The following is a 24,212-nucleotide window of genomic DNA, read 5'->3' as shown; positions in this document are numbered from 1 at the left end:
GGCGTCCCGTACGCCGGGGGAACGCCGGAACGGGATCCACGGTGGAGGTGGCACGCACGATTGGATACCAGGACAAGGAGAGTAACGCCCTATCCGGAGACAAGTATCCACGTCCGGCACAATTCCTGTACATCCGCCGAGAACCGCCGTTCGGATCGTCAGACTAACAAAGGCCCTCCCGCTTGGCAGGAGAATCCGAGAAGCATCCGAAAGGACCTCAACACACCACTGGTGACGTGCGAAAACACAGACAAAGTCGCTTTATCCCTTAGATCCTGATTGTCTGTTTTGCCGACTTCATGACATTGGCCACCCAACCCAGGACATGTGTCCCGAGTCACACGACCAACCGTGGTCACACGACTCGCATCCGCCCTACGCACGGCTGAGGGGTGGGGCCGCGCGGCCCCACCCCTCACCGGAGACCGGCCCGCACCGGCGACCGGATCACTCCCCCGCCGGTCGCAGGTTCCCCTGGATCAGCGCCAGCATGACGTGGTTGTCCTGGTACATCTGGTTGGCGTCCGACGGAAGCTCGGCGTCGAAGCCCTCGACCCGCACCCCCTCCAACGCGGGGGCCAGGTACCGGTAGGTCCAGATCGGGATCCGCGGCAGCAGCTCGTTGAAGATCGTGGCCATCGTCAGCAGGGTCTCGCGCTGCTCCTCCAGCGACCCGGCCCGCTTGGCCTCCTCGACCAGCGCCGCCAGGTCGACCTCGCCCAGCGACGGACTCTCGACCTCCAGGTCGAAGGACTGGCCCGGCGCGTCCTCGGTACCGGCGTTCTCCAGCAGGAAGTTCATCTGGAAGGCGCCCCAGTAGTCCGGGATCTCGGGGTTGCCCCAGTGGCGGACCGCCACCTCGAAGTCACCCGCGCCCCAGATGCCCCAGGGGTTGTCCGAGGGCACGTTGGTCGCCGTGGTCGGGATCCCGAAGCCGTTCCATGCCTCCTCCACCTGCACGGCGGTCAGTTCGAAGTCGCTCCAGCCGGACACCCCGATCACCTCGAAGCTGGCCTCGTCGCCGTTGGGCAGGTGCCAGGTCCCGTCCTCCAGGGTCCACCCGGCCTCCTCCAGCAGTTCGGCGGCGCGTTCGGGGTCGTACCCGTAGTGGGTGAACCGGCCCAGCTCCTCCTCGGTGAAGATCTCCTCCGCCTGGACGTCCACGAGCCCCGCGTAGTACCGGACCCCCTCGTAGGCCTCACCGCGCGCCACCCGGCCGATGGTGTCGCCGTCGAGGAGGTGGGCGAGCGCCCGGCGGACACGGACGTCCTTGAGCTCGGGTCTGGCGGCGTAGTTGAACATGACGCCGCAACCGTCGTAACCGGTGTGCTCCACCCAGCGGAACCCCTCCACGCTCTGGAAGGCCCGCTGGTCGGCGGCGGTGGGGGCCAGCGACGAGTAGTCCACCTCGCCCTGTTGGAACAGCAGCGCGGCCTGGCGGTTGTCACCCCGGTGGATGAGGACCTCGTCGAAGCCCACCTCGGTCCCCCGGAAACCGTTCTCGTTGCGCACCAGCGTGATGCTCGCGTCCGACATCCGGGACCGGTCGAACATGTACGGCCCGCTGCAGATGATCTCGTCCGGGTTGAACTCGATGAACTCGGCGTTGAACTCGCCGTGCTCGTCGTCGCCCTGGCGGACCCCGGCGTTGACCAGTTCGACCGCGCGCGGTCCGAAGTCGGCGTAGGTCGTCTTGCTGACGAACCGGCGTTTGAGGATACTGCGCTCGATGTTGACGAAGGGGTCGTCGAAGGCCAGCCGGACACTGAGACCGTCGAGCTGCTCGAGCTCGGTGACCTGGGGGAAGCCCACGGACCACGGCGGCGTCTCCAGGATCGCCATCGCGTAGGTCTGGATCACGTCCTCGGCGGTCAGATCGCTGCCGTCGCTCCACCTCAGACCGGGGCGGAGCGTCACGACGAGGTTGTCCCCGTCCCACTCCGAGCCCTCCAACAGGAGGTACTCCCACGTGTGCTCGCGCCAGTCGTACATGGCGCCGGTGGTCAGGAACAGGTCCTCGTAGACGGAGTTGAGCAGGAGCGCGCCGTCCTCGACCGCCATGTTGCGGGTGTTGGAGTCCAGGTCGTAGTCGTAGACCCCGGTGAACCGCGCGACGTCCGACTCCTCTCCGCCCCCGGAGCAGGCGGCCAGGACGCCGGCGCCCGCCGCCCCGGCCGTGCCGAAGCCGACCGCTCTGAGCAGCCGTCGGCGGCTGAGGTCCCGCATGAGCGTCTCCGGTGAGGGGGTGGGGGTCATTCTTGTCGCTTCCTTTCCAGTAGGACGGCGAGCAGACCGAGGGCGACGACGAGCAGCCCGACACCGACGGTGACGACGCTGATGACGAACTCGGCCGTGCCAGGGGGGTTGAGGCAGGCCGTGAAGGTGCTGGCCAGGGTGAGGAAGGCGCCGACGAGCAGGCCGAAGCGGCCGATGAGGAGCATCCGCTCACCCCCTCGTGACCACGTGACAGGACAGCGACCGGTCCCGGTGACGGACCAGCGGCGGCCGCACGGTGTCGCAGTCGCCCGCCTCGTGGAGCGGGCACCGCGGGTGGAAGTCGCATCCGGGGGGCGGGTCGGTCAGATCGGGGACGTCGGCCGAGCGCAGCCGGAACCGCTCCCCGCCGCGGGCGAGGTCGGGGTCGGGTTCGCACACCGCCGAGACCAGCGCCCGGGTGTAGGGATGGCGCGGGTCGCCGACCACGCGCGGGGTGGGTCCGTGCTCGACGACCCGCCCCAGGTACATGACCGCGACCTCGCCCTCCCAGGCGAAGTACCTGGCCACCGCCAGGTCGTGGGTGATGAAGAGGAACCCGACGCCGAGCTCGTCCCGGAGCCGGCCGAGGGTGTTGAGCATGCTGACCCGGATCGACACGTCCAGCATCGACGTGGACTCGTCGGCGATGACCACCTGCGGGTTCATCGCCAGGGCGCGCGCCACGGCGACCCGCTGGCGCTGCCCGCCGGACATCTGGTGCGGGTACTTGTCCAGGTAGTCCTCGGCCGGGGTGAGGTCGACCCGTTCCAGGAGTTCGGCGGCGGCCCCGCGCGCCTCGGCCCGGCCGCCGACCATCCGGTGGCGGCGGAGCCCGGCCGTGACCGTCGACCACACCGTGCGCACCGGGTTGAGCGAGGCGTAGGGGTCCTGGTGGATGTACTGGACGGAGCGGCGGAATCCGGCGCGCTCCCGCTTGTCCATCGCGGCGACGTCGCGCCCCCGGAAGAGCACGGACCCGCCGGAGGGGGCGGTCAGCCCGGCCGCGATCCTGGCGGTGGTGGTCTTCCCACAGCCGGACTCGCCGACCAGGCACACCACGGAGCCGGGGCGCACGTCCAGGTCGACCCCGGCCACGGCGCTGATCCGACCGCGCGGGGTGTCGAACTCCCGTCGGACGCCGCGCAGGGTCAGTACGGGCTGCGCGGCGGCCGGGCCGCCGTCGGCGGCGGTCGTCTCGGGCGCGGGCGGCGGGGTGGTCCGCAAGGTCCGGTCAGTCACGGGTGGCCCCCTCGGCGAAGAGTGCGGTGTCGGTCGAGCGCAGGCAGGCCGCGGCGTGGCTCATCCCCCGGTCGCGTTCCTGGAGCAGCTCCGGTTCGGGCCGCGTCCGGGAGCACCGGTCGAGCGCGTGGGCGCAGCGCGGCGCGAACGAGCACCCGGGCGGCAGGGCGGCCAGGCTGGGCGGGCCGCCGGGCAGGGACTCCGGGAGGGTGCGGCCGCCGGAGACGGAGGGCACCGAGTTGATCAGCGCCGAGGTGTAGGGGTGGCGCGGCCGGTGGAAGATGTCGCGCGTGGTCCCGGTCTCGATCAGCCGGCCCGCGTACATGGTGGCGACGCGGTCGGACAGCTCCGCGGCCAGACCGAGGTCATGGGTGATGAAGACCATCGAGAAACCGAGCCGCTCGCGCAGTTCGGCCAGGCGCTCGACGATGGCGCGCTGGGTGAGCACGTCCAGCGCGGTGGTGGGCTCGTCGAGGATGAGCAGCTGCGGTTCCAGGGCCAGGGCGAGCGCGATGAGGGCGCGCTGGCGCATGCCGCCGGAGAGTTCGTGCGGGTGGGCGCGCAGGACTCGGGCGGGATCGAGGTGGAGCATCTCCAGCAGTTCGGCGGAGCGCTCCAGGATCCGTGCGCGCGGTCGGCGTCCGCGCCCGCTCTCGTGGGCCCGGAAGGTGTCGGTGAAGTGGTCCTCGATCCGCAGGACCGGGTTGAAGGCGTTCATCGCGCCCTGGAAGACCATCGCCGCCTCGTTCCAGCGGAACCGGCGCAGCTCCTCCTTGCCGAGGGTGCGCACGTCCACGCGGCGGCCGTCCTTGCGGCGGAAGAGGATCCGTCCGGCGCTGATCCGGCCGGTGCGCGGGAGCAGGCGGAGCAGGCCCAGGCCGAGGGTGGTCTTGCCGCAGCCCGACTCCCCCACCAGGGCCAGGGACTGCCCGGGGTACAGGTCGAGGGAGACGTCGCGGACGATGGTGGTCTCGGTCCGCCTGCCGGTGCGGTAGCCGATGTCCACGCCGCTGACGGACAGCAGGGCCCCGGTGTCCTCCGGGGTGGTGGAGTGGTCGGTCACGTGGCTCACCTGTCCCGGAGTCGCGGGTTGAGGGCCTGTTCCAGGGACCGGGTCATGGTGACCAGGCCGATCTGGAAGAGCATGATCATCACCATGGGGGCGATCAGGAAGGGCATGGCGGTGGGCAGCAGGAACGCGTTGTTGTTCCATGCCTGCTGGATCATCAGGCCCCAGTTGTCGGCGGTGCTGGGCAGCAGGCCGAGCAGGTACATGCCGACCACGGCGTAGATCGCGTTGGTGATCGCGATGATGAAGTTGACGAAGACGTAGCCCGCCATGTTGGGCATGACCTCGACGAAGAGGATGCGCGCGGTTCCGAGGTCCTGGAGGCGGGCGGCCTCGACGAACTCGCGTTCGCGCAGGCTGAGCACCTGGGCCCGGATGGAGCGCATCAGGTGGGGCCAGGTGACCAGGCCGATGATGAGCGCGACCACCATCGGCGAGGCGGTGCGGTAGAACGAGGCGACGACCAGCATCAGCACGATGAACGGGATGGTCATCGTGATGTCGGTGAGCTGGAGAAGGAGGTGGTCGACCCGGCCGCGCACGTACCCCGCGATCCCGCCGAGGACGACGGCGATGGCGACGGTGATGACGGCGGCCAGGACGCCGACCCAGATGGGTTCGCGTCCGCCCAGCACGAGTTGGACGAAGGTGTCCTTGCCCTCGTGGTTGGTGCCGAGCCAGTGCTCCGCGTTCACCGGCCCCCAGATGAGGCTGACGTCCGTGGGGTTGTCCGTGTCGACGACCAGTGGCCCGACGAAGGAGAACAGCAGGACGCCGATGACGAGGCAGAGGCCGACGAAGCCGCTCGTGCTGTGGGTCAGCCCCCGCCAGATGCTCCCCCAGACACCGGCGGCGGGGGGCGGTGCGGTGGCGGTGGTCATGGTCGCGGCCCTCCGGGTCGTGTGGCGCGCGTGTCGCGCGTGGATCGGTGCATGACGCGGCGGCCCTAGTCGCGGATGCGCGGGTCGAGGCGGCTGTAGAGCAGGTCCGCGACGAGGTTGGCGAGGACCACGCACGAGGTGATGATGACCAGCAGGCCCTGGAGCAGCGGGTAGTCGCGGTAGTTGACGGCGTCCAGCAGGAGACCGCCCACGCCCTTGTAGACCAGGACCTCCTCGACGAAGATCGCGCCGCCGACCAGGGTCCCGAAGGAGATCGCGATCTGCGCCACCAGCGGCAGGACGGCGTTGCGCCCGACGTAGGCGGAGGCGATGCGGGTGTCCCGCAGGCCGCGGGCCCGGGCGACGGTCACGTAGTCCTCGCTCAGGACCTCCGTGGTGGAGGCCTTCATGATGAGCATCCAGACGCCGATGATCGCCAGGACGTAGGTGAGGATCGGCAGGAGCGCGTGGAGGAAGGCGTCGCCGACGAACTCCGCCGTGAAACCGGGTTCGACCCCGGGGCTGAGCGTCCCGCGCAGGGCGATCGGGTTGAACCAGCCCAGGTACATCCCCCCTCCGGCCACGAGCAGCATGGCGATGAGGTAGTTGGGGATGGCGCCGAGCACGGAGGCGACGACGCTGAGCACGTGGTCCAGGAACTGATTGCGCCGGTAGGCCATGACCATGCCCAGGGCGAGGCCGAGGGCGATGGCGATGAGGGTTCCGGTCCCGATGCTGAACAGCGTCCAGGGCAGGTAGGCGCTGATGGCCTCCATCACGGTGACGCCGGGCCGGTTGATGGTGTCGCCCAGGTCGAAGGTGACCAGGCCGACGAGGAAGTCCCACCACTGCTCGTACAGGGGCGCGTCCACGTCGTAGGCCAGGGAGTACGTGGCGATCGCCCGGGCCTCCTCCATGCTCATCCCGCCCTGGGTGAGCCGTCCGGCCATGACGTCGACGGGGTCGCCGGGCATGGCGCGGCCGAGGAAGAAGGTCACGTTGGCCACCACGAACACGACGGTCACGGCCTTGCGGACCCTGACGACGGCGTGGTGGCGCCAGACGCGGAGCCAGAGGGAGCCGGCCCGCCTCCGGACGGAGGCGTTCCCGGCGGGCGGCGAGGGTGGTGGGGAGGCCGCGATGTCGGTGGTCACGGTGCTCCTTCGAGCGGGGGGTCGAGCCGTGTGCGGGGGCGTCCGTTTATCTATTAGGAAAGTTTCCTAATAGAAAATCACCGTAACCGGCCGGATGTGTCGCACGCCACCCCCGTGACCAAACGGCGTCTGGAGCGCGACACGATCAGTTCCACAAACAACTCATACAGTGACGTTCAGCCACAATTCAGACTGTCCGCATCCGGCCAACACCCGCCTTACACAACTTTTGTCAGTGTTGTCGTGCATCTCCCGATTCGTACGGTGACGCTCCGACGACAGTCACCCGAGCACCCCCACGGCTCGGGCGAAGAGCGGAGGCGACACGTGCGCGGAGCACGCACGATCACCACGTCAACCGTGAGCGTCCTCGTGGGCGCCCTGACCCTCACCCTCGTGGCGGCCTCCCCCGCCGCCGCCGATCCCACCGACCCCCTCGCCGAGTTCCACGGCCAGGAGGTCGTGTGGACGCCGTGCGAGGAGCCGATCCTCGCGGGACTGGAGTGCGCCGAGGTCGAGGCGCCCCTGGACTACGCCCGCCCCGACGGCGCGCGCGTCACCATCGCGATCAGCCGCAGACGCGCCACCGACCCCGAACGGCGCCGCGGGATCCTGCTCACCAACCCGGGCGGTCCCGGCGGCACGGGCCGCGTCCTGCCGGTGACCCCCGATCCGGACCGCGGCATCGGCTTCGGGCTCGGCGGCGAGCGGATCGCCGAGGTCTACGACGTCATCGGCATGGACCCGCGCGGCAGCGGCGCCTCCTCGCCGCGCCTGGACTGCGGCGTCGACGACATCGGCCTGTCGAGCCCGCCCCGCCCGGACGACGGGGACTTCAGCGGCATCACCCGGGCGGCGATCACCGCGGAACGCGCCTGCGACCGAGCGGACGGCGACGTCCGACCGTTCATGACCACGGCGAACACCGCGCGGGACATGGACGTCATCCGGGCCGCCCTGGGGGAGGACGGGCTCAACTACCTGGGCTACTCCTACGGGACCTACCTCGGCGCGGTCTACGGCAGCCTCTTCCCCGACCGGCTGGACCGCAGCGTCCTGGACTCCGCGGTGCGGCCGGAGGGCTTCTGGCGCGGTGTCTTCACCCAGATGGCCCCGGCCTACACCCGCAACGTCGAGCGCTACACGCCCTGGGTCGCCCAGCACGACGACGTGTACGGTCTGGGATCGACCTCCGCCGAGGTCCTGGCCGCCTTCGAGGAGACGTCCCGAAGCCTCGAACGCGCGCCGCGCACCGACGTGCCCGGATACCCCGACGGATACGCGTTCACCAACGACGACTTCGACTTCCTCGTCGGCCAGGTCGCCCGGTTCCAGGGCCAGTGGGACGTGACCACGGGTCTTCTGGCCCACTTCGCCCACGACATCCCCTTCCCCCCGACGGCGGCCCCCACCACGCAGGAGCCCGACTACCAGGTGTCCAACCCGAGCCTGACCATCGCCGTGATCTGCGAGGCGGAGTGGCCCGGCCGCCTCTCCCGTTACTACGCCGACATGCGGGAGGTCCGCGAGGCGCACCCGTTCGGCGTCGGCGCGGCCTGGCACGCGCCGACGCCGTGCTCCTTCACCTCCGACGATCCGGTCGAACCGCTCGTGGAACTGGAGCGCGACGGGTACCCCGTCGGCCTGGTCGTCGCCGGGGAGTTCGACACCCAGACCCCCCACGCGAGCGGCGTGGCCATGTCCGAGCGCCTGGGGCACCGTCTGGTCACCGTCACCGACGAGGGCGGGCACGCCTTCTACGGCATGCCCGGCATGTCCTGCGTGACCGACGCGGTGGACGCCTACCTGGTGGACGGCGCCGCTCCCGAGGACGTCACGTGCGCGGGTCTTCCGCGACCGGCGGCGGCCGCGGATCAACCGTTGGCGGCGGCCGAGATCACCGCACTGCTGTCCGAGGCGCGGGAGGCCGCGCGGGGCGGTCTCCCGATCCCGACACCCCTCCGTTAGGGAACCGGCCCGACCGTGACGCGGCCCGCACCAAACCCCGGTGCGGGCCGTTCCCCCGGCCGGGGTCAGCGATGGGCGCCCTCCAGGCTGCCGCTGACCTGGCCGTCGCCCCTCTCGTGGACCAGGCAGAGGATCTCGCGGTCATCGTCCCCGTTCCAGCCGTCCTCGGTGGGGAACAGCCAACTGTGATCCAGTTCGGACCGCTCCGACGGGACGCCGACGAACTCGGCGAACTCCTCCTCGCAACGCTCGGAGGTCATCTCGACGACCTCCTCCTCCCCGGGGTACTCGTCGCCGTCGAGGTCGCCCGCGTAGTAGATCTCGTAGATGTGCGGTTCGGCGCAGTCGACGACCGGGACCTCGGAGATACTCTCGTCGCCCGCGATGGTGTAGTCCGTGATGCAGTCGCCCTCCTCCAGGTCGAAGACGCTGACGCTCTCCGGACCGGAGGGCTCAGGGGGTTCGGGCGTGTGGGTGGGCTCCGAGGTCGGCCGCGGCTCCGGGCCCGTGGGCTCGGGCGGGTCGACGGGTTCCGGTTCGTCGGTCTCGCCAGCGCTCAGGGCGGGGGGAAGCAGGGGAACGGGGCCGCACGCCGACAGCGCCAGGGCGACGCCGACGGCCAGGAGGCCCAGGGCGGTTCGGCCGAGTATCGAACGGCACGCATCGGACTCCACGGTCACCCCACAGGATCGTCGTACTCGCACCGACGGGGGTCGGCGACACCTGTGCGGACGCACGGAAGGAGCGCGGCGTTCGGTATGTCACCGAATCGATACGATCGAGCTGAATCCCGGGCTCCGGAACCGCGGGCCGCGATGATCTTCCGCCACCCGTGGAACGGAAGAACCCGTGACCGACCCCGGGGTCGGTCACGGGTGTCCGCGGACGCGGGGGTCAGCGGTTGGCGCCCTCGAGGGAACCGGTGGTCATCTCGTCGGTGAACAGGTAGCAGACGACCTCACGGTCGTCTGCCGTGTTCCAGGAAAGCTCGGTCGGGACGAGGTAGGAGGCGTAGATCTCCGACTCCGCGTACTCGACGCCGACGAAGTCGGTGAAGGCCTGGGCCGTGCAGGTCTCATCAGCGTCCGCCCGAGCCGCCTCCAGCCCCGGGAAGCTGTCGCCCTCCAGGTCGTACAGGTAGTAGATCTCGGAGTCGTGCTCCTCGGAGCAGTCCACCAACGGGACGTCGGTCACCTCGCTGTCGCTGCCCACGCTGTACATCTCGTCCTCGATGAAGCAGTCGCCGACGGCGAGTTCAAGGGTGTTGCCCCCGCCGAGCGCGGAGATGAGGGCGCCGCAGCCGCTGAGGCCGAACGCGGCGCCGACGGCCGTCGCGGACACCAGGGCGGCACGGACGGCGGGGGAGAGGGAAGACATGAGGGTACTCCGGGTGTGTTCAGGGGTGATCTCGCGCGGAAGGGGGGCGCGAGTCGTAAGAGTTCCCCACCGGGCGGGGGATGTCAATTCGAAATAAAGAAAACGACGAATAGCGAAAAGTTGACTACACTTCGTGGTTTCCGCAGGTCATGACGGATGAATTTCCACTCGGCGAGAGGTATGACCAATCTAGACCACACCCACGACAGAGCCCGGGACGGGGGCCGGCCGGAACGGCGGAACGCCATTCTCCGCGGGCCGGGGAACCGGGAAACCGTTGAACCGTGGGCCTTCGGGGAGTTCGCCGGCGGCGCGGCGCCCCGCCGAAAGGGGGCGAGGGGCAGCATGGCCGGGATCACACCCCTGCAAACGCGAAGGCCCCGGTCTTGCGACCGGGGCCTCGTCTGTGCGTCGTCAGGGACTCGAACCCCGGACCCGCTGATTAAGAGTCAGCTGCTCTGCCAACTGAGCTAACGACGCGCGTCGTCCCGGAGGTCCTGTCGGACCGCCGCGGCAACGGATTCAACTCTACCGGATCCTTGGACCGCCCCGAACCGCCAGCCGCCCCGTGTGGGGCACACCACCAGGGTGGACGCGGATGGAGGGCGGGGAAGACGAACGGTCCCGGTCGGGAGGCATGCCTCCCGACCGGGACCGTTGTGGCGTGCGTCGTCAGGGACTCGAACCCCGGACCCGCTGATTAAGAGTCAGCTGCTCTGCCAACTGAGCTAACGACGCTGGTCGTGTTCCAGGGCGGCCGGTGGGCCGTGCTCCCTGGCGACAACGACAACCTTAGCAGGACCTCGGAGCGGCCGCGAACCGATGGAACGGCCGCCCGGGGCACCCCGGCCCGTGCTCGGAGCCGAAGCACGGCGACGGCACGGAAAGCACGGGCGGTCTAGGTGAGAGCGAGGAAGATGACGACGGCCACCGCGATGACGAGGACCACGCCGACACCGGCCAGGACCAGCGGGACGATCGGTCTGCGCGCGGGCTCGTCGCTCACGGGATTCTCGTTGACGAAGCGGCGGAAGTGCTGGGTGTTACCCGCCGGGTCGTTGTTGGGATCATTGTTCTGTGTCATGTGATCGACATTAGCGACTCGTGTGGACCGTGAGGACCCCCGAGAACGGATCGAACCGAGATCACAACCGCCCCCTGGGTTTCTCACGCTCCGCCGAGACCCTCTTCTCCCCCATGGCCGGCGGCGCTCACCCGGGCGAAAGCGGAGCGTAAGACGGGGGCCGCAGACTCGTGGCCGGTGGGCCGGGTCCGGCCGGTACTTCCCCGCGGCCGCGACGGCCCTCCCCGGGCCCGGCACGCAACACCGCGGCCATCCGGGCCGCGGGCGTTCCGCTGTGTGCCGGGTCCACCCCCTCCACCGCCCGCACGAGGTCGTCCACCGACCGGTCCGGACGGGTGTCCAGCCACGCGACCGCCATGCGCAACGGCAGCGGCAGGCACCCGGCCAGCTGGGCGAGCCGCTCCAGCCCCTCCCCGGAACGGCGCTCGGGAGCCACCAGCGACTCCAGGAGCGCGACCGCCTCCTCCCGCGCCAGGGCTCCCACCGGCAGCACCCGCAACCCGTCCCGGACCAGCAGGTCGGTCAGCCAGTGCCGGCTGGTGACCACCGCCGCGCACCCCGTCCCGCCGGGCAGCAACGGGCGCACCTGCCGGGCCGAGACGGCGTTGTCCAGGACGAGCAGCACGCGCCTGCGGGCGGTGAGCGTCCGTGCCCGAGCCGCCACCTCGTCCGTGCCCAGGCCGTCCGGGACCTCGGCGCCCCCGGTCAGGGAGCGCAGCAGGCGGCGCAGCGCCTCGGCCGGATCGTACGGCCGCCCGTCCTCACCGCGGAGGTTGACGTAGAGCTGGCCGTCCGGGAAGTGCGCCGCCGCGCCGTGCGCCCAGCGCACGGCGAGGGCGCTGCTCCCCGCCCCCGCCGGTCCGCGCACCAGTACGCTTCCGGGCATCAGAGCGCAGGGATCGACCAGCCGGTCGAGTTCGGCCAGCGCCCGGTCCCTGCCCACCAGGGGCACGACCGCCGCGGGCAGTTCGGCGGGGACCACTCCGGGCTCGGGGGGATCGGCCCCCCGAGCCGGGCGGGCGGTTCCCTCCCGCCCCGCCGCGTCCGGGCCGCCCAGGGCACGGGGGCGCGGAACGCGCGGCACCCGGTCGAGGTCGCCCCGCAGGATGCCGTGGAAGGTCTCCCGGAGCTCCCGGCCCGGATCCGCCCCGAGGCGCTCGGCGAGAACGGCACGGGTGCGCGCGTACACGCGCAGCGCCTCACTGGAGCGCCCCGACCGGTAGAGGGCGACCATGTGGATGCGGGCCAGGGGTTCGCGTTCGGGGTGGTCGGCGACGACGGAGGCGACCCGGCGCGCGACCTCCTCGTGGTCGCCGCGCTCCAGTGCGGCCCCGAACCCCGCCTCGGCGACGCGCAGCAGCTCCTCGTTCAGCGGCGCGACGTCGCGGGCGTGCAGAACGGGGCTGGTGACGTCGCCCAGGACGGGCCCGCGCCACAGGCCCAGGGCGTGGACCAACAGGTCGGTCCGGCCTTCGGGGGTGTCGGCGGCGTCGGCCTGGCGGACCAGGGAGCGGAAGGTGAGCAGGTCGGACTCGGTCTCGTCGAGCTCGATCCGGTAACCGCCGTCGCCGCCCAGGATGAGCGGGCGGCCGCAGTGCGCGTCGAACAGGGCGCGGGCGCGCGCCACGTGCACCTGGAGGGCGCTGCGGTTGGCCTGGTTCGACGACACCCCCCACACGCGTGTGACGAGGTCGCCCACGGCCAGGGTCCGCCCCGCACCGAGGAACAGGGCCGCCAGGAGGGCCCGGCGCCTGTCACCGCGCAACGGGAGCGCGTCCCCGCCGACCTCGACGCCGAGGCGACCCAGGACCGTGACGCGCAGCCCCGCGGACGGGTGTCCCCTCCAGGACGGTTCCACGGGTCGGGTGTCGGTGGTCGTGGCGTACCGGCGTCTTGCCGGGTCGCGTCGCGACACAGCACCATCCCCCTGCCAAACAGCGCCGACGTGAGCGGGCGGGCCGTGGCGCCCCGCCCCCAGAGTGCCCCCTGAACTGGGATTTCGCAATCGCCACCCTGGTACTTGCCGCCGAGGGCGTGCCTTGTCATCCTTGATTCTCCCGCTTTTTCCCTTCCGCGCGTTGACTCTGCACCACGACCGAAAGAAACTTTCCTCCATGGCGCAAATCCCGAAGTCTTCCGGCGACCAGGCCGCCGGGAACGCCACCGCCCCCGCCGTTCCCACCACGGTCCTGCGGATCCGGTCGCTGATCCCGTCGCTCGCCCCGGCCGAGCGGCGGGTCGCCCAACGCATCGTCGACGACCCCGAGCGGGCGGCGGCGTCGTCCATCACCCAGCTCGCCAAGGACTGCGCCACCTCCGAGGCCACGGTGATCCGCTTCTGCCGGACCATCGACTTCAGCGGCTACCGCGAGCTGCGCCTGGCCCTGGCCACGGAGGCCGGTCAGGCGCGCGGGGCTCGTTCCGGGGCACCCGAGATGGCCAGCGACATCGATCCGGACGACACCCTGGTCACCGTGGTCCAGAAGATCGCCTACACCGACGCGCGCGCCGTCGAGGAGACCGGAGCGGCGCTCGACGTCGACGTGCTGCGCGCGGTCATCGACGCCATGTCCGCGGCCCGCCGGATCGACGTGTACGGGGTCGGCGCGAGCGCCTTCGTCGGCGCCGACCTCCAGCAGAAGCTGCACCGGATCGGGATGACGTCCTTCGCGTGGTCGGACGCGCACGTCATGCTGACCAGCGCGGCCCTGCTCGACGAGCGCGACGTGGCGATCGGCATCTCCCACAGCGGCACCACGATCGACACCGTGCAGGCCCTGACCGAGGCCGGGCGGCGCGGAGCTCGGACGGTGGCCATCACCAACTTCCCCCGCTCCCCCGTCGGCTTCGCCGACCACGTGCTCACCACGGCGGCCCGCGAGACCACGTTCCGGTCGGGGGCGACCGCGAGCAGACTCGCCCAGCTCACGGTCGTGGACTGCCTCTTCGTGGGGCTGGCGCAGAGCCGCTACACGGAGAGCCGCACCGCTCTGGAGACCACCTACGAGGCGGTCCGGGGCCTGCGCATCAACGACGACCGCAAACGCCGCAGGAGCGATGCGGCCCCCCACGCCACGAGCGTGGACGACGAGTGATCCGCCCCGCCCCGGCGCCGCGGTGACGGTGCGGGGGCGACCACCGACGGAAGGGAACGGTTGCCGGTGCGGACCGAACAGGAGAGCGCTGTGCACAGCGGTACGGACGGCGGCGCCGGGGAGCACCGCGCCGCCCGGCCCCGGGAAGGCGGCGACACGGTGATCGTCCGGTCGCCCACCGAGGCCCGCAACTCGGGGACCCACGACATCGACCTGCTTCCGTCGCTGGACATCCTGCGGCAGATCAACGCGGAGGACATGACGGTGCCGACCGCCGTCGCCGCGGCCCTGCCGGAACTGGCGCGCGCCGTCGACCTGGGGGTGGCGGCGCTGGAGTCGGGCGCGGCCATCCACTACTTCGGCGCCGGGACCTCGGGGCGGATCGCGGCCCAGGACGCCGCCGAACTGCCACCCACCTACGGGGTGCCCGCCGACTGGGTGGTCGCCCACCACGCGGGGGGCGGTGACGCCCTGGCGCGCGCGGTGGAGGGGACCGAGGACGACTGGGAGTCCGGACGGATCGCCGCGGCCGGGGTGGCGCCCGGATCGCTCGCGGTGGGGCTGGCGGCGAGCGGACGCACCCCCTACGTGGGCGGCGCGTTGGCCGCGGCCCGGGAGCGGGCGGCGGCGACGGTGCTGATCAGCGCGAACCCGGACGCCCCGCTGGCCGCGGGGGTGGACGTGCATGTGGGGATGGACACCGGGGCCGAGGTGATCGCCGGATCCACGCGGATGAAGGCGGGGACGGCGCAGAAGCTGGCGCTGAACGCGTTCTCGACCGCCGTCATGGTGCGGATGGGGCGGACCTACTCGAACCTCATGGTCGGTGTCGACGCCAGCAACAGCAAACTGCGCGGGCGCGTGGTGACCCTGCTGTCCCAGGCGACCGGGCTGGAGGAGCGGGCGTGCGCGGAGGCGTTGGCCGCGGCGGACGGCGACACCCGTGTGGCGCTGGTGTCGCTGCTGGCGGACGTGGACCCGCGGCGGGCGGCGCGGGCACTGTCCACTGGTGGGGGCCGTGTCCGCGCCGCCCTGGCCGAGCTGGGGGTACCCGACCAGACGGTGTGAGCGTGCTTGCTCTGGGCCCGTCCTGCGAACGGTCACCCCAGGGGGTTACCGTTCGGGCGCCGGCAGGGTTCTGCACGACGAGGCGAGCCGCGTGGCGAGGAACGAGCGACAGGCGCGGCCGAGGAGGAAGAATCCCTGCCTTGAGGGCGCCCGAACACGGTCCGAAGCGCAGCGGAGGACCAAAGCAAGCACAGCTTAGCCCTCCAGGGCCGCGTCGAGGAGGCCGAGCGGGGGCGAGCCCAGGTCGAGCATGGCCCGGTGGAAGCGGGCGAGGGAGAAGCCGTCCCCCCACCGCTCCCGGGCCCGCTCCCGGAGCGCGAGGATCTCCAGCTTGCCCCAGGTGTAGCGGCCGTAGGTGGGGTCGAAGGTGGCCCGGTTGGCCTCGGACAGGGCGGCGGGCCCCTGGAGCGGCGTGTCCGCCGAGAAGCGGGCGGCCGCCTCCCGCACGGTCATCCCTCCGGTGTGCACACCGACGGCCACGGAGAGGCGGGTCACCCGGATCAGGGCCTCCAGCCACACCCCGATCTCGTAGTGGGCGGCGCTCCACTCCGGGTCGCCCAGGCGTTCGGCCGCGTAGGCCCCGAAGCCCTCCTCCAGGCACATCTCCTCGGCGTAGTGCGCCCATCCCTCCGCGAAGGTCATCGAGTGCAGGGCGCGGCGGACCGCGCTGGGCGCCCGGCGCAGCGCGCGGCCGTGGGAGTAGTGGCCGGGCGCCACCTCGTGGACGCTGACGGCGGGGAGGGTGGTGTGGCTGAACATCTCCAGCCACTCCGCGGCCTCCTCCGCCGACCAGGCGGGGTCGGGCGGGGTGATGTGGTAGAAGGACGGGGTGTCCGCCTCCCACGGCCCCGACCAGGCCATCATCGCGGTGGCCCACCGCTGGGACGGCGGGGAGACGTCCACCCTGCACTCACCGTCGCCGTACGGGGCCAGACCGCGTTCGGCGGTGAAGTCGAGGGCGATCCGGGTCCAGCGGCGCGCGGCGTCCAGGACGCCCTCGGCGTCCGGGTGCCGGCGCGTCAGTTCCCGGCTGACCTCCATCGGGTCGCGGCCGGGCGCCAGGCGTGCGGTGGCCTCGGCCAGCCGCTCGCGCAGACGGTCGCGTTCGGCGTCGGCCCGGGCCGCCAGGTCGGCGAGGTCGACGGTGGTGGCCTCGGAGACGCCCATGAGCCTGCTCAGGCCGTCCGCGCCCAGCGCGGCGCTGCCGGGGCCGGAGGCGGCGGCCTGTTCCACGTGGGCGACCAGACGGGAGTGGGCGGCCAGGGCGGTCCGGCGGACCTCGTCCGGGACGGTGTCGGGCAGCCCCTCGGCCACTCCCTTCACCGCGCCCAGGAGCGACCGGGCGACGGGGGCGGAGAGGCGGTCCAGGGCCTCGATCGCGTGGTCCACGACCCCGGGCCACTGTTCCAGGTGGGCGGTTCTGGCGCGGTCGCGCTCCTCCTTGGGGGCGTAGTCCCGGTCGTAGCAGGACACGTCGAGCTCACCGAGGTGGTGGAGCGGGTTGGCGCGGTGCAGTTGGAGTTCGCCCAGCTCCACCCGGAGTCCGTCCTCGAACGCGGCCAGGTGGGCCTCGTCGTGGGGGTCGTCGAGGGGGGCTCCGCCGAGGGCGGACAGGCCCGCGCGGACGCCCTCGGGGGACAGGTCGGCGACGACGCCGTCGTACTCGTGCATGCCCGCGCCCTCGCGCATGGCGCCGGGGGTGAGGTCGGCCAGCGCCCGCAGACGCGGGGAGAGTTCGTGTCGCGGTTTCTCAGACATCCGATGACCCTAGACCATCACCGCGGCGGACCTCGACCCCCCGTCCGGCCAAGACCCGGGAGCGGCGGGAACGCGAACACGGAGCCGACCCGGAACCCGACCGCCCCTCGGATCGTCTCCCCGGGTGTGACGACCCCTGACTCCACGCCCGCCGAGCCCGCCGACGACCGCGACGCCCACGAGGAGTCCGCCGACCGCGACGGGGACGGTACCGGCGCGCCCGGGGGCCGTCCCTGGCGGCGGATCCTCGGCGCGCTGGCCGTGACCGCCGTCCTGCTGGGCTGCGCGCCGTTCGTGTGGTCGCTGGTGTCCACCGCCGACGACCGCCACTCCGCCGCGACCGTGCCCGACCGCCCGGTGGCCCTCGTGCTCGGCGCGGGGGTGCGCCCCGACGGACACCCGACCCTGCTGCTCGCCCGTCGCCTGGACACCGCCGCCGACCTCTACTTCGACGGCCGTGTCCAGGCGATCCTGGTCAGCGGGGACAACAGTGTCGAGCACTACAACGAGCCCGACACCATGCGCGACTACCTGGTGGCCGCTGGGATCCCCGGGGACCGCGTCGTCACCGACTACGCGGGTTTCTCCACCTGGGACTCCTGCGCCCGGGCCAGCGAGGTGTTCGGGGTGGAGGAGGCCACGGTCGTCACCCAGGACTTCCATCTGCCGCGCGCCGTGGGCCTGTGTCGGACGGCAGGGATCGACGCGGTGGGGGTGGCCGACTCCAGTCTGCGCGAGCGCACCGCGGCCACCGTCTACGGCTGGGTCCGGGAGGTCCCCGCGACCGCGGCCGCGTTCCTGACGATGGTGTTCCGCCCCGACCCCGTGTTCCTCGGCGAGTACGAGTCGGGGGTGGACGAGGCCCTGGCCGCCGCCGAGGCGGCCGACCAGGGTTGACGGTTCCGGGGGATCACCCCTGACGGCCGCCGAACAGACGCCCGAGCAGGCCCCCGCGCTCGGCGGCCCGGTTCCCGGGCCCCGCCTCGGGGGTCTCGGCGGCCTCCGGCTCGGCGGGCTCGGGTTCCACCCCGACGAGTTCGCAGAACTCCTGGGGGTCCTCCGGCAGCGCCCAGGCGCGCAGGGTGTCGGTGAACTCCGCGTCCTCCCAGGCGGAGGCGGGCAGTTCGGCGATCGCCCACAGGACCTTGAGCGTCTCCTCGTCGTAGTCGGCCCGGGCGTGCTCCTCGGCCGAGTACTCCCGGCAGCGGGGACCCAGCACCATCTCCAGACCGACGCCGGTGACCAGCGCGCGCGAGGCGGGCTCGCCCTTGATCAGCCCCGGCAGCATGTCCAGGCGCAGCCGGCGGGCGCGGTCGCCGGCCCGGCCGAGCGCCAGGAACCCGAGGACCTGCGGGGAGCGTGTGCCGCAGTGCGGCCAGGACTCGTTGAACAGGCCCTCGTAGCCGACGTGGGTGCCGCCGCCGCGACCGATCCGGCGCAGCCCCTCGCGTGGGGTGTTCTCGCCGTGGATGAGCACCATCGCCACGGAGGCGGCGAAGGCGTTGTAGAGGTTCCCGCCCGCCATCTCGTGGGCGAGCGCGACGGTGGTGTCGGTGTCCTCGGGGCTGGCGAGCAGGCCGAGGGCGAAGAGTTCGGCGGCCAGCGGCTCCCCGTTGTCGATGCCGTTCCTGAGTTCGCTGTAGGAGGTGGGCGCCGGTGGCGTGCCGCGCAGGTCCTTGGCGAGCAGGAACTGGGAGGCTCCGGTGATCTCGGCGGCGATGAACTCGGCGTCCTCGTGCAGGAAGGCGAGCACGTAGCTGACCCACTCCCCGGCCCGGTCCAGGCCGCCCCGGTTGCCGCTGCCCCGCAGGAGCGTGACCAGGTCGGTGACGCGTGCGCGGATCGCCTCGTGGGTGTCCAGTTCGGCCTGGAGGACGGCGGCGCCGTCGGGTTCCTCCAGGACGGCCAGCCGGTTGCGCATGCGCCGGTACTGCTGTTCGTCCGGGGCCTCCGCCATCCAGGTCCGGTACTGCTCGCGTACTTTCTCCGCGTCGTTGGAGGTCACCCAGGCGACCTCGTCCCGCCACTGCTGGAGGTCGCGGGGCCGCGGGAAGCGGTCCTCGGCGTGGCCGCTCACCAGCTCCAGGAGGAGGCTGAGCGGACGCCAGCGGTCGATGACCGGCGTCTGTGGTGAGCAGGCGATGTCGACCAGGAAGTCGACCGCCCGGGGTGCGGCGCGGTGGCCGGGTGCGGGGAAGTGGATGATGTCGTGGAGCTCGGAGAGCGCCGCGTCGCTTCCGGCGAGGGATTCCAGGAGTTCCGGGATGCGCTCGCCCCCCTCGGGGGCCAGAGCGACCCAGTCCACCTCCCGCGCGCCGTCGTGTGAGCTGTTACCCGTGGTGGCGTTCATGGTGTTCGTGGGTGTGGACCGCCCTTCCTCGGCGGGGAGGCGGCACCCACCTCCTTCCTGCTCTGGAGCCTACAAACAAGCAGTTGGAAGGTGGGAAACGCGGAGCGTCGGCCGCGCGAACCGGGGGCTCGCGGCCGACGGTCGGCCGTCAGGGCTCCGCGTGGGCCGGGGCGGGGCGGCGGACGGCGTCGCGCAGGGCCCTGACGGCCGCACCGACCTCCCGCGCGTAGCCGACGACCGTTGACCGGCGTCGGCCCCCCAGGCTCGGGTCCCCGACCCCGACGGCGTCGATCCCGGCGGCGCGGGCGAGCGCGACGGTGCGGGGCAGGTGGAAGGACTGGGTGACCATCGTGGCCTCTGCCACCCCGAACAGGTCGCGCACCCGCACACAGGTGTCCCAGGTCCGGTACCCGTAGCGGTCGGCGTCGATCCGGTCGGCCGGAACCCCGTGGGCGACCAGGTACTCGGTCATGGTGTCGGTCTCCCGACGGGAGACCTCGCGGTTGTCGCCCGAGACGATGATCCGTCCGACCCGGCCCTCCTCGAACAGGCGCACGGCGATGTCGAGCCTGCGGGCGAGCAGGGGGCAGGGCCCGTCGTCCCAGGCCGCGGCGCCCAGGACGACGGCGACGGGCCGGTACGGCACCGTCAGCGGGCTTCTGCGCCGACCGGCGCTGGCCAGGTACGTCCACGCGAACGGCGCCAGTGCCAGGACCGGCACGCCGACCCCGATCGCCACGATCCACACAGCCACCCCGGCCACCCTCCTCCTGCGACGCCTGCGCACACCCATCATGGCGCACCGGTGGAGTGCCGACGCCGGGTCCGCCGCGACACGGGGCGGAGCACCGACCGTCGCTTTGTCGTTCCCCCGAGCCATCATGGGTGCGTCCGGTGGAGGCCGGGCGACGCCGGAGCCCGCCAGCCGCGAGGTCGCCGGTCCCGGAGCGCTTTGCCGCCGACCGGTGCCGGGTACCTGGATCTCCAGGGTGGTTGAGGACCCTGCCGGGGTAGGACGGACCCCGGCAGGGTCCTGAACCACGCGTGGTCCGCGTGCTCCGTGCCGTACACGATCCCGTGTGGGAGCGTGCACGGACAGGGCGTGTCCGGATCCGGCCACGCCGTCGGCGGTGGACCCGTCCCGGGGTCCTCTCCCGTCGTGCGCCGCCAGACGCGTCGGCCGCCCGGTTCCCCCGGGCCGTCACGGCGCGTTCCCGTTTTCGGTCGTCCCCGTCCACGTCCGGGGGCGCCTCGGCCTCTCCGCGTCTCCGGCTTGGATCAGGGGTTCGATCCCTTCGGAGTCGGATTTCGGACAGGACAATAAGCCACTTACGGACTCAGGAGGCACAGGAAGAACCGCAGGTCACGGGGCCACCCCCCCGCAAGCCCGGGGAAAGTTTCCCGAATCCATCGAACTGGTTTCCGCAAATACCCTTGTGAGCTGCACAGACACGAACCCTCATCCGCTCTCCGAGCCTGCCGAGAATCGCCTTCATCGCGGCGTTTGCCGGAATTCCGCCGCGAGCATCATTCACGTAGAGCGACGGCGCGCCGAACGCCGCCGCCCGCCCGACACCATCCGCTCCGACCGCCCAGCACCGCCCGACACCACCTGGTCGAAGACCGGAGGAAACCACGACGTGTCCGCCCTTGCGATCGCCCCGACGTTTCTCAGCGACTTCTCCCGCCTCACGCCCGACGTCCAGCTCCTCGCGCTGACCGCGATGCGCGCCTACCAGGCAGGCGACCACCCGGCGCTGGAGTCCGTCGAGGGCGCCGCCGACCCGCGTGTCCGGATCGTCAGCATCGCCCCCGACTGGTCCGGCGTCGTCCTGCCCAACCCCGAGGTCGAGGAGCGCTCCTCCGCCGACCATCCCGAGGGCGACATCCCCGAGTACCGCCTCATCGCCGTGCGCCCCCGCGACGAGGCGCTCCGCTTCGCCCGCGGGCTGCGCCCCGGCATCCCCACCGTCGCCGGCCCCGGGAGTGTCGACCCCACACCCACCGGTCCGCCCGAGCTGGCCGGGGCCCTGCGCGCGCCCTTCGACCAGTGGCAGATCACCCTCCACCCCGACCAGCACCGACTCGCCGAGGCGCACTTCAACGGGTCCGCCCAGGTCACCGGCGGTCCGGGGACCGGAAAGACGGTCCTGGCCCTGCACCGGGCCGCCCACCTGGCCCTGCGCGACGCCGCCGCCCGCCCCGAGGACCCCCGCGAGTCGGTCCTGCTCACCACCTACAACCGGTCACTGGCCCAGACCCTCTCCGAGCGCCTCGACCAGCTGCTGCCCGACCCCGGCACCCGCTCCCGGGTGCGGGTGGCCACCATCGACAGCCTCGCCCGGTCCGTGGTCCAGGCGCACTCCAGCGTGGCGCCCCGCCTTCTCAGCGGGGACGAGCTGGCCCAGCGCTGGCGCGCCCTGGCGGTCGCCGACGGGCTGCCCTTCTCCGGCCGCTTCCTCGTCGACGAGTGGGAGCAGGTCATCCTCGCCCAGAACCTGGAGCTGCTGCCGCAGTACATCCGCTGCGAGCGCAGCGGGCGGATCCAGCACCTGGCCCCCGAGCACCGCCGCCAGGTGTGGGAGACCGTCCGCCGCTACGCCGGGGCCATGCGCGTGGAGGGCCTGTGGTCCCATCCCCAGCTGGCGGCCGAGGCGGCGCGGCTGTTGGAGCGGGGCGGACCGCTGTTCCGGCACGCCGTGGTCGACGAGGCCCAGGACCTGCACCCCGCCCAGTGGCGGATGCTCCGCGCCGCCGTTCCGGAGGGCCCGGACGACCTGTTCATCGTCGGCGACCCGCACCAGCGGGTGTCCGACAACCGGGTCTCGCTGGCCTCCCTCGGCATCAACGTGCGCGGGCGCGGCCACCGGCTGCGGGTCAGCTACCGGGTGACCCAGGAGATCCTCGACTGGAGCATGCCGATCCTGGGCCGCCGCGCCGCCCTCGGGCTGGACGACGACGCCGACACCCTGGCCGGTTACCGTTCCCTCCTGCGCGGCCCGGCGCCGGTGGTGCGCGGGTGCGCCGACCGCGCCGAGGAGCTCTCCGCGCTCGGCGACTGGGTCCGGGTGTGGCTGGAGGCAGGGGTCAGCCCGAGCGAGATCGCCGTGGCCGGGCGCAACCACTGGGTGGCGCGCGGCGTCACCAAGGAACTGGAGGCGCGCGACGTGCGCACCGCGCCGCTGGAGGGTCCTGACGGCGGCGAGGCGGTGCGGGTCGGCACCATGCACCAGCTCAAGGGACAGGAGTTCCGCTGTGTGGCCCTGGTGGGGGTGAGCGACCACCTGCTTCCCCCGAAGGCGGCCATCGAGGCGGCCGACGGCGACCAGGTCGCCCTGGAGCACACCTTCCAGCAGGAGCGGACGCTGCTGTTCGTCGCCGCGACGCGCGCCAGGGACGCGCTGTACGTGTCGCACGTGGGGCGGCCCAGCCGTCTGATCGCCGACTCCTGGTGAGTGGTCGACGGGGGCGCCGGTCGCGGCGCCCCCGTCGACGCCGGGCCTCAGGCCCCGTTGTACCGGCCGTCGAAGCCGGGGATGGTCATCAGGTCGGTGCTGGCCATCGGGTTGGCCACGTCGACGTCGGTGACGATCATGTACGGGAGCAGCAGCGGGGGCGGGAAGTCCGGGGTGAAGGTGAGCGGGATGCCCAGGATGCGCACGTGCATGCGGGTGACGTGCATCTCCACGCTGCCCTCCATGATCAGGGTGGGCAGTCCGAGGCTCATCCGGGCCCCGGCGTCCTCGAACCACAGCTCGGCGCCGCGCAGGTTCGCCCGGTTCATGGAGAGCCGGAGGTAACGGCGGGGGCCGTCCGCGGTGGGACACTCCACGACCCCCTCGTAACTGGCCCCGCTCATCGTGAGGCGGTCCGCCGTCAGGCCGCCGGTGCTGGTCGCGCCGGAGAAGCAGTCGTAGTCCGCCTCGACCGCGACGTCCGGGAGGTCGCCCTCCTCCGCCGCGGCCTGGCAGGCGCGGACGGCCGACAGGAGTTGCTCCTCGGTCTCGGCCACACCGGTCCGGCCGGTCACCATCGGGCAGTCGGACGGGTCGGCGTCCTCAGCGCCCTCGGTCTCCTCCTCCTCAGCCTCGTCCTCGTTCCCGTCCTCCGCCGGGGGGTCGGCCGGGTCCTCGCGGTCACCGGGTCCCTCCGGTGTCCCGTCGGGGGCCTCGTCGGTGGGGTCGGCCGTCGGCTCCGCGGAGGGGTCTCCAGAGGGGGTGTCCGTGGGGGAGGCGCCGTCGGCGGGAGGGTCGGAGGGTTGCTCCTCCTCGTCCCCCGACGGGAGGAACCAGTCCCAGGGCCAGTCGGCGGGCGCCTGGGCGGCCGTGACGGTCAGGGTGAACACGAGCGGCAGCGCGAGGGCGGCCAGGGGGCGGGTCCCGCCCGGGGAGACGGCCCCGTCGGCACCGCCCTCCTCACCCCCGTCCTCCGCGTCGGTGTCCGCGATGTCCTGTCCGGGCTCCTCCCCGGTCGGCGTGTCGGCACGGCGGCGGGGCCGCGTGCGGCGGCGACCAGGTGGTCGCCGCCGCACGCGTGGTGCCCACGCGAAGACGAGCGAGGCGCCGACGATGCCGAGCAGCATCCCGATGACGAACCCACCGAAGTTGGACGTCACGAAGGACACGAGCGCCAGCAGGAGCCCGACCAGCCCGAAGAAGGTGTGCTGCACCGGCTGGAGCCAGCTGAGCACCCCGATCGCGATCAGCAGGACACCGATGAGGGTGCCCGAGACACCGGCGATGCCGGCGTAGATGATCAGGTCGATCGGCAGGATCAGGCTCTGCGCGGCGGGTGCGACCAACAGCTCCGCACCCGCGGCGACGAGCAGCAGGCCGCCCCAGAACGGTCGGGTGCGCCGCCAGGAACGGAACCGTCCCCAGACCGTGCCGAGCGCGTCGAGTGCGTGGGCCATG

At 72.2% G+C, this 24,212-nt stretch carries 19 protein-coding genes and 2 tRNA genes; 5 read left to right on the top strand and 16 right to left on the bottom strand.

The window, feature by feature from the left end:
• Positions 1-447 precede the first annotated feature (447 nt).
• From DVR05_RS02910 to DVR05_RS02885, 6 genes are all read right to left on the bottom strand, one after another.
• Positions 448-2,256, bottom strand: a complete 1,809-nt coding sequence (locus tag DVR05_RS02910) for an ABC transporter substrate-binding protein (protein ID WP_116244238.1) — start codon at positions 2,254-2,256, stop codon at positions 448-450.
• Positions 2,253-2,441 (bottom strand): hypothetical protein, encoded by a 189-nt coding sequence (locus DVR05_RS02905; protein ID WP_116244237.1) that lies wholly within the window; start codon positions 2,439-2,441, stop codon positions 2,253-2,255. Before DVR05_RS02905 ends, DVR05_RS02910 begins: the two co-directional genes overlap by 4 nt.
• A gap of 4 nt (positions 2,442-2,445) precedes the next feature.
• Positions 2,446-3,480: an ABC transporter ATP-binding protein gene (locus DVR05_RS02900; RefSeq protein ID WP_369974490.1), complete on the bottom strand. Its 1,035-nt coding sequence runs from the start codon at positions 3,478-3,480 to the stop codon at positions 2,446-2,448.
• Between the two features lie 7 nt (positions 3,481-3,487).
• Positions 3,488-4,558, bottom strand: coding sequence for an ABC transporter ATP-binding protein (locus DVR05_RS02895; protein WP_116244317.1), 1,071 nt, complete (start codon positions 4,556-4,558; stop codon positions 3,488-3,490).
• 5 nt (positions 4,559-4,563) lie between these two features.
• Positions 4,564-5,445 (bottom strand): ABC transporter permease, encoded by an 882-nt coding sequence (locus DVR05_RS02890; protein ID WP_116244235.1) that lies wholly within the window; start codon positions 5,443-5,445, stop codon positions 4,564-4,566.
• A gap of 65 nt (positions 5,446-5,510) precedes the next feature.
• Complete coding sequence (locus DVR05_RS02885) at positions 5,511-6,599, bottom strand: ABC transporter permease (RefSeq protein WP_116244234.1); 1,089 nt, start codon at positions 6,597-6,599, stop codon at positions 5,511-5,513.
• 360 nt (positions 6,600-6,959) lie between these two features.
• On the opposite strand from DVR05_RS02885, the gene DVR05_RS02880 reads away from it, so the two are divergent.
• Positions 6,960-8,567, top strand: coding sequence for an alpha/beta fold hydrolase (locus tag DVR05_RS02880; protein ID WP_232831949.1), 1,608 nt, complete (start codon positions 6,960-6,962; stop codon positions 8,565-8,567).
• Between the two features lie 65 nt (positions 8,568-8,632).
• Here DVR05_RS02880 and DVR05_RS02875 read toward each other — a convergent pair whose 3' ends face one another.
• The 6 genes from DVR05_RS02875 to DVR05_RS02850 form a co-directional block, all read right to left on the bottom strand.
• On the bottom strand, positions 8,633-9,247 hold the full coding sequence (locus DVR05_RS02875) for a septum formation family protein (protein ID WP_232831948.1): 615 nt from the start codon (positions 9,245-9,247) through the stop codon (positions 8,633-8,635).
• Positions 9,248-9,461: 214 nt separating this feature from the next.
• Positions 9,462-9,944 (bottom strand): septum formation family protein, encoded by a 483-nt coding sequence (locus DVR05_RS02870; RefSeq protein ID WP_116244232.1) that lies wholly within the window; start codon positions 9,942-9,944, stop codon positions 9,462-9,464.
• Positions 9,945-10,351: 407 nt separating this feature from the next.
• Positions 10,352-10,424, bottom strand: a tRNA-Lys gene (locus tag DVR05_RS02865).
• Positions 10,425-10,609: 185 nt separating this feature from the next.
• Positions 10,610-10,682: transfer RNA gene (locus DVR05_RS02860), tRNA-Lys, on the bottom strand.
• A gap of 160 nt (positions 10,683-10,842) precedes the next feature.
• The gene (locus DVR05_RS02855) at positions 10,843-11,028 is read right to left on the bottom strand and encodes a hypothetical protein (protein ID WP_116244231.1); all 186 of its coding nucleotides are present in this window, start codon (positions 11,026-11,028) and stop codon (positions 10,843-10,845) included.
• A 127-nt stretch (positions 11,029-11,155) separates the two neighbouring features.
• Positions 11,156-12,886, bottom strand: a complete 1,731-nt coding sequence (locus DVR05_RS02850) for an AfsR/SARP family transcriptional regulator (RefSeq protein WP_232831947.1) — start codon at positions 12,884-12,886, stop codon at positions 11,156-11,158.
• 256 nt (positions 12,887-13,142) lie between these two features.
• Between DVR05_RS02850 and DVR05_RS02845 the strand changes: the two genes are divergently transcribed.
• Both DVR05_RS02845 and DVR05_RS02840 read left to right on the top strand, forming a co-directional pair.
• Positions 13,143-14,123 carry a MurR/RpiR family transcriptional regulator gene (locus DVR05_RS02845; RefSeq protein ID WP_116244229.1) on the top strand — a complete coding sequence of 327 codons (981 nt, stop codon included), beginning with the start codon at positions 13,143-13,145 and terminating at the stop codon, positions 14,121-14,123.
• A 66-nt stretch (positions 14,124-14,189) separates the two neighbouring features.
• On the top strand, positions 14,190-15,191 hold the full coding sequence (locus DVR05_RS02840; RefSeq protein WP_116244228.1) for an N-acetylmuramic acid 6-phosphate etherase: 1,002 nt from the start codon (positions 14,190-14,192) through the stop codon (positions 15,189-15,191).
• Positions 15,192-15,386: 195 nt separating this feature from the next.
• On the opposite strand, the gene DVR05_RS02835 is transcribed toward DVR05_RS02840, so the two are convergent.
• Positions 15,387-16,949: a DUF885 family protein gene (locus DVR05_RS02835; protein WP_116244227.1), complete on the bottom strand. Its 1,563-nt coding sequence runs from the start codon at positions 16,947-16,949 to the stop codon at positions 15,387-15,389.
• Between the two features lie 126 nt (positions 16,950-17,075).
• Here DVR05_RS02835 and DVR05_RS02830 point away from each other — a divergent pair, with 126 nt between their 5' ends.
• The gene (locus tag DVR05_RS02830; protein WP_369974488.1) at positions 17,076-17,846 is read left to right on the top strand and encodes a vancomycin high temperature exclusion protein; all 771 of its coding nucleotides are present in this window, start codon (positions 17,076-17,078) and stop codon (positions 17,844-17,846) included.
• A gap of 13 nt (positions 17,847-17,859) precedes the next feature.
• On the opposite strand, the gene DVR05_RS02825 is transcribed toward DVR05_RS02830, so the two are convergent.
• Both DVR05_RS02825 and DVR05_RS02820 read right to left on the bottom strand, forming a co-directional pair.
• Positions 17,860-19,299 (bottom strand): hypothetical protein, encoded by a 1,440-nt coding sequence (locus tag DVR05_RS02825; RefSeq protein ID WP_116244225.1) that lies wholly within the window; start codon positions 19,297-19,299, stop codon positions 17,860-17,862.
• Positions 19,300-19,447: 148 nt separating this feature from the next.
• Positions 19,448-20,053 (bottom strand): vancomycin high temperature exclusion protein, encoded by a 606-nt coding sequence (locus tag DVR05_RS02820; protein ID WP_116244224.1) that lies wholly within the window; start codon positions 20,051-20,053, stop codon positions 19,448-19,450.
• 886 nt (positions 20,054-20,939) lie between these two features.
• Here DVR05_RS02820 and DVR05_RS02815 point away from each other — a divergent pair.
• Positions 20,940-22,754: a UvrD-helicase domain-containing protein gene (locus DVR05_RS02815; RefSeq protein ID WP_116244223.1), complete on the top strand. Its 1,815-nt coding sequence runs from the start codon at positions 20,940-20,942 to the stop codon at positions 22,752-22,754.
• A 47-nt stretch (positions 22,755-22,801) separates the two neighbouring features.
• On the opposite strand, the gene DVR05_RS02810 is transcribed toward DVR05_RS02815, so the two are convergent.
• Positions 22,802-24,211 (bottom strand): DUF6114 domain-containing protein, encoded by a 1,410-nt coding sequence (locus DVR05_RS02810; RefSeq protein WP_116244222.1) that lies wholly within the window; start codon positions 24,209-24,211, stop codon positions 22,802-22,804.
• Position 24,212 lies beyond the last annotated feature (1 nt).

Origin of the sequence: Nocardiopsis sp. FIRDI 009, from assembly GCF_003386285.1 — a bacterium.
In the GTDB taxonomy this organism is placed as follows: Bacteria; Actinomycetota; Actinomycetes; order Streptosporangiales; family Streptosporangiaceae; genus Nocardiopsis.
The sequence above is the reverse complement of the archived record's forward strand: the minus strand, read 5'-3'. Positions and strand labels throughout refer to the sequence as shown.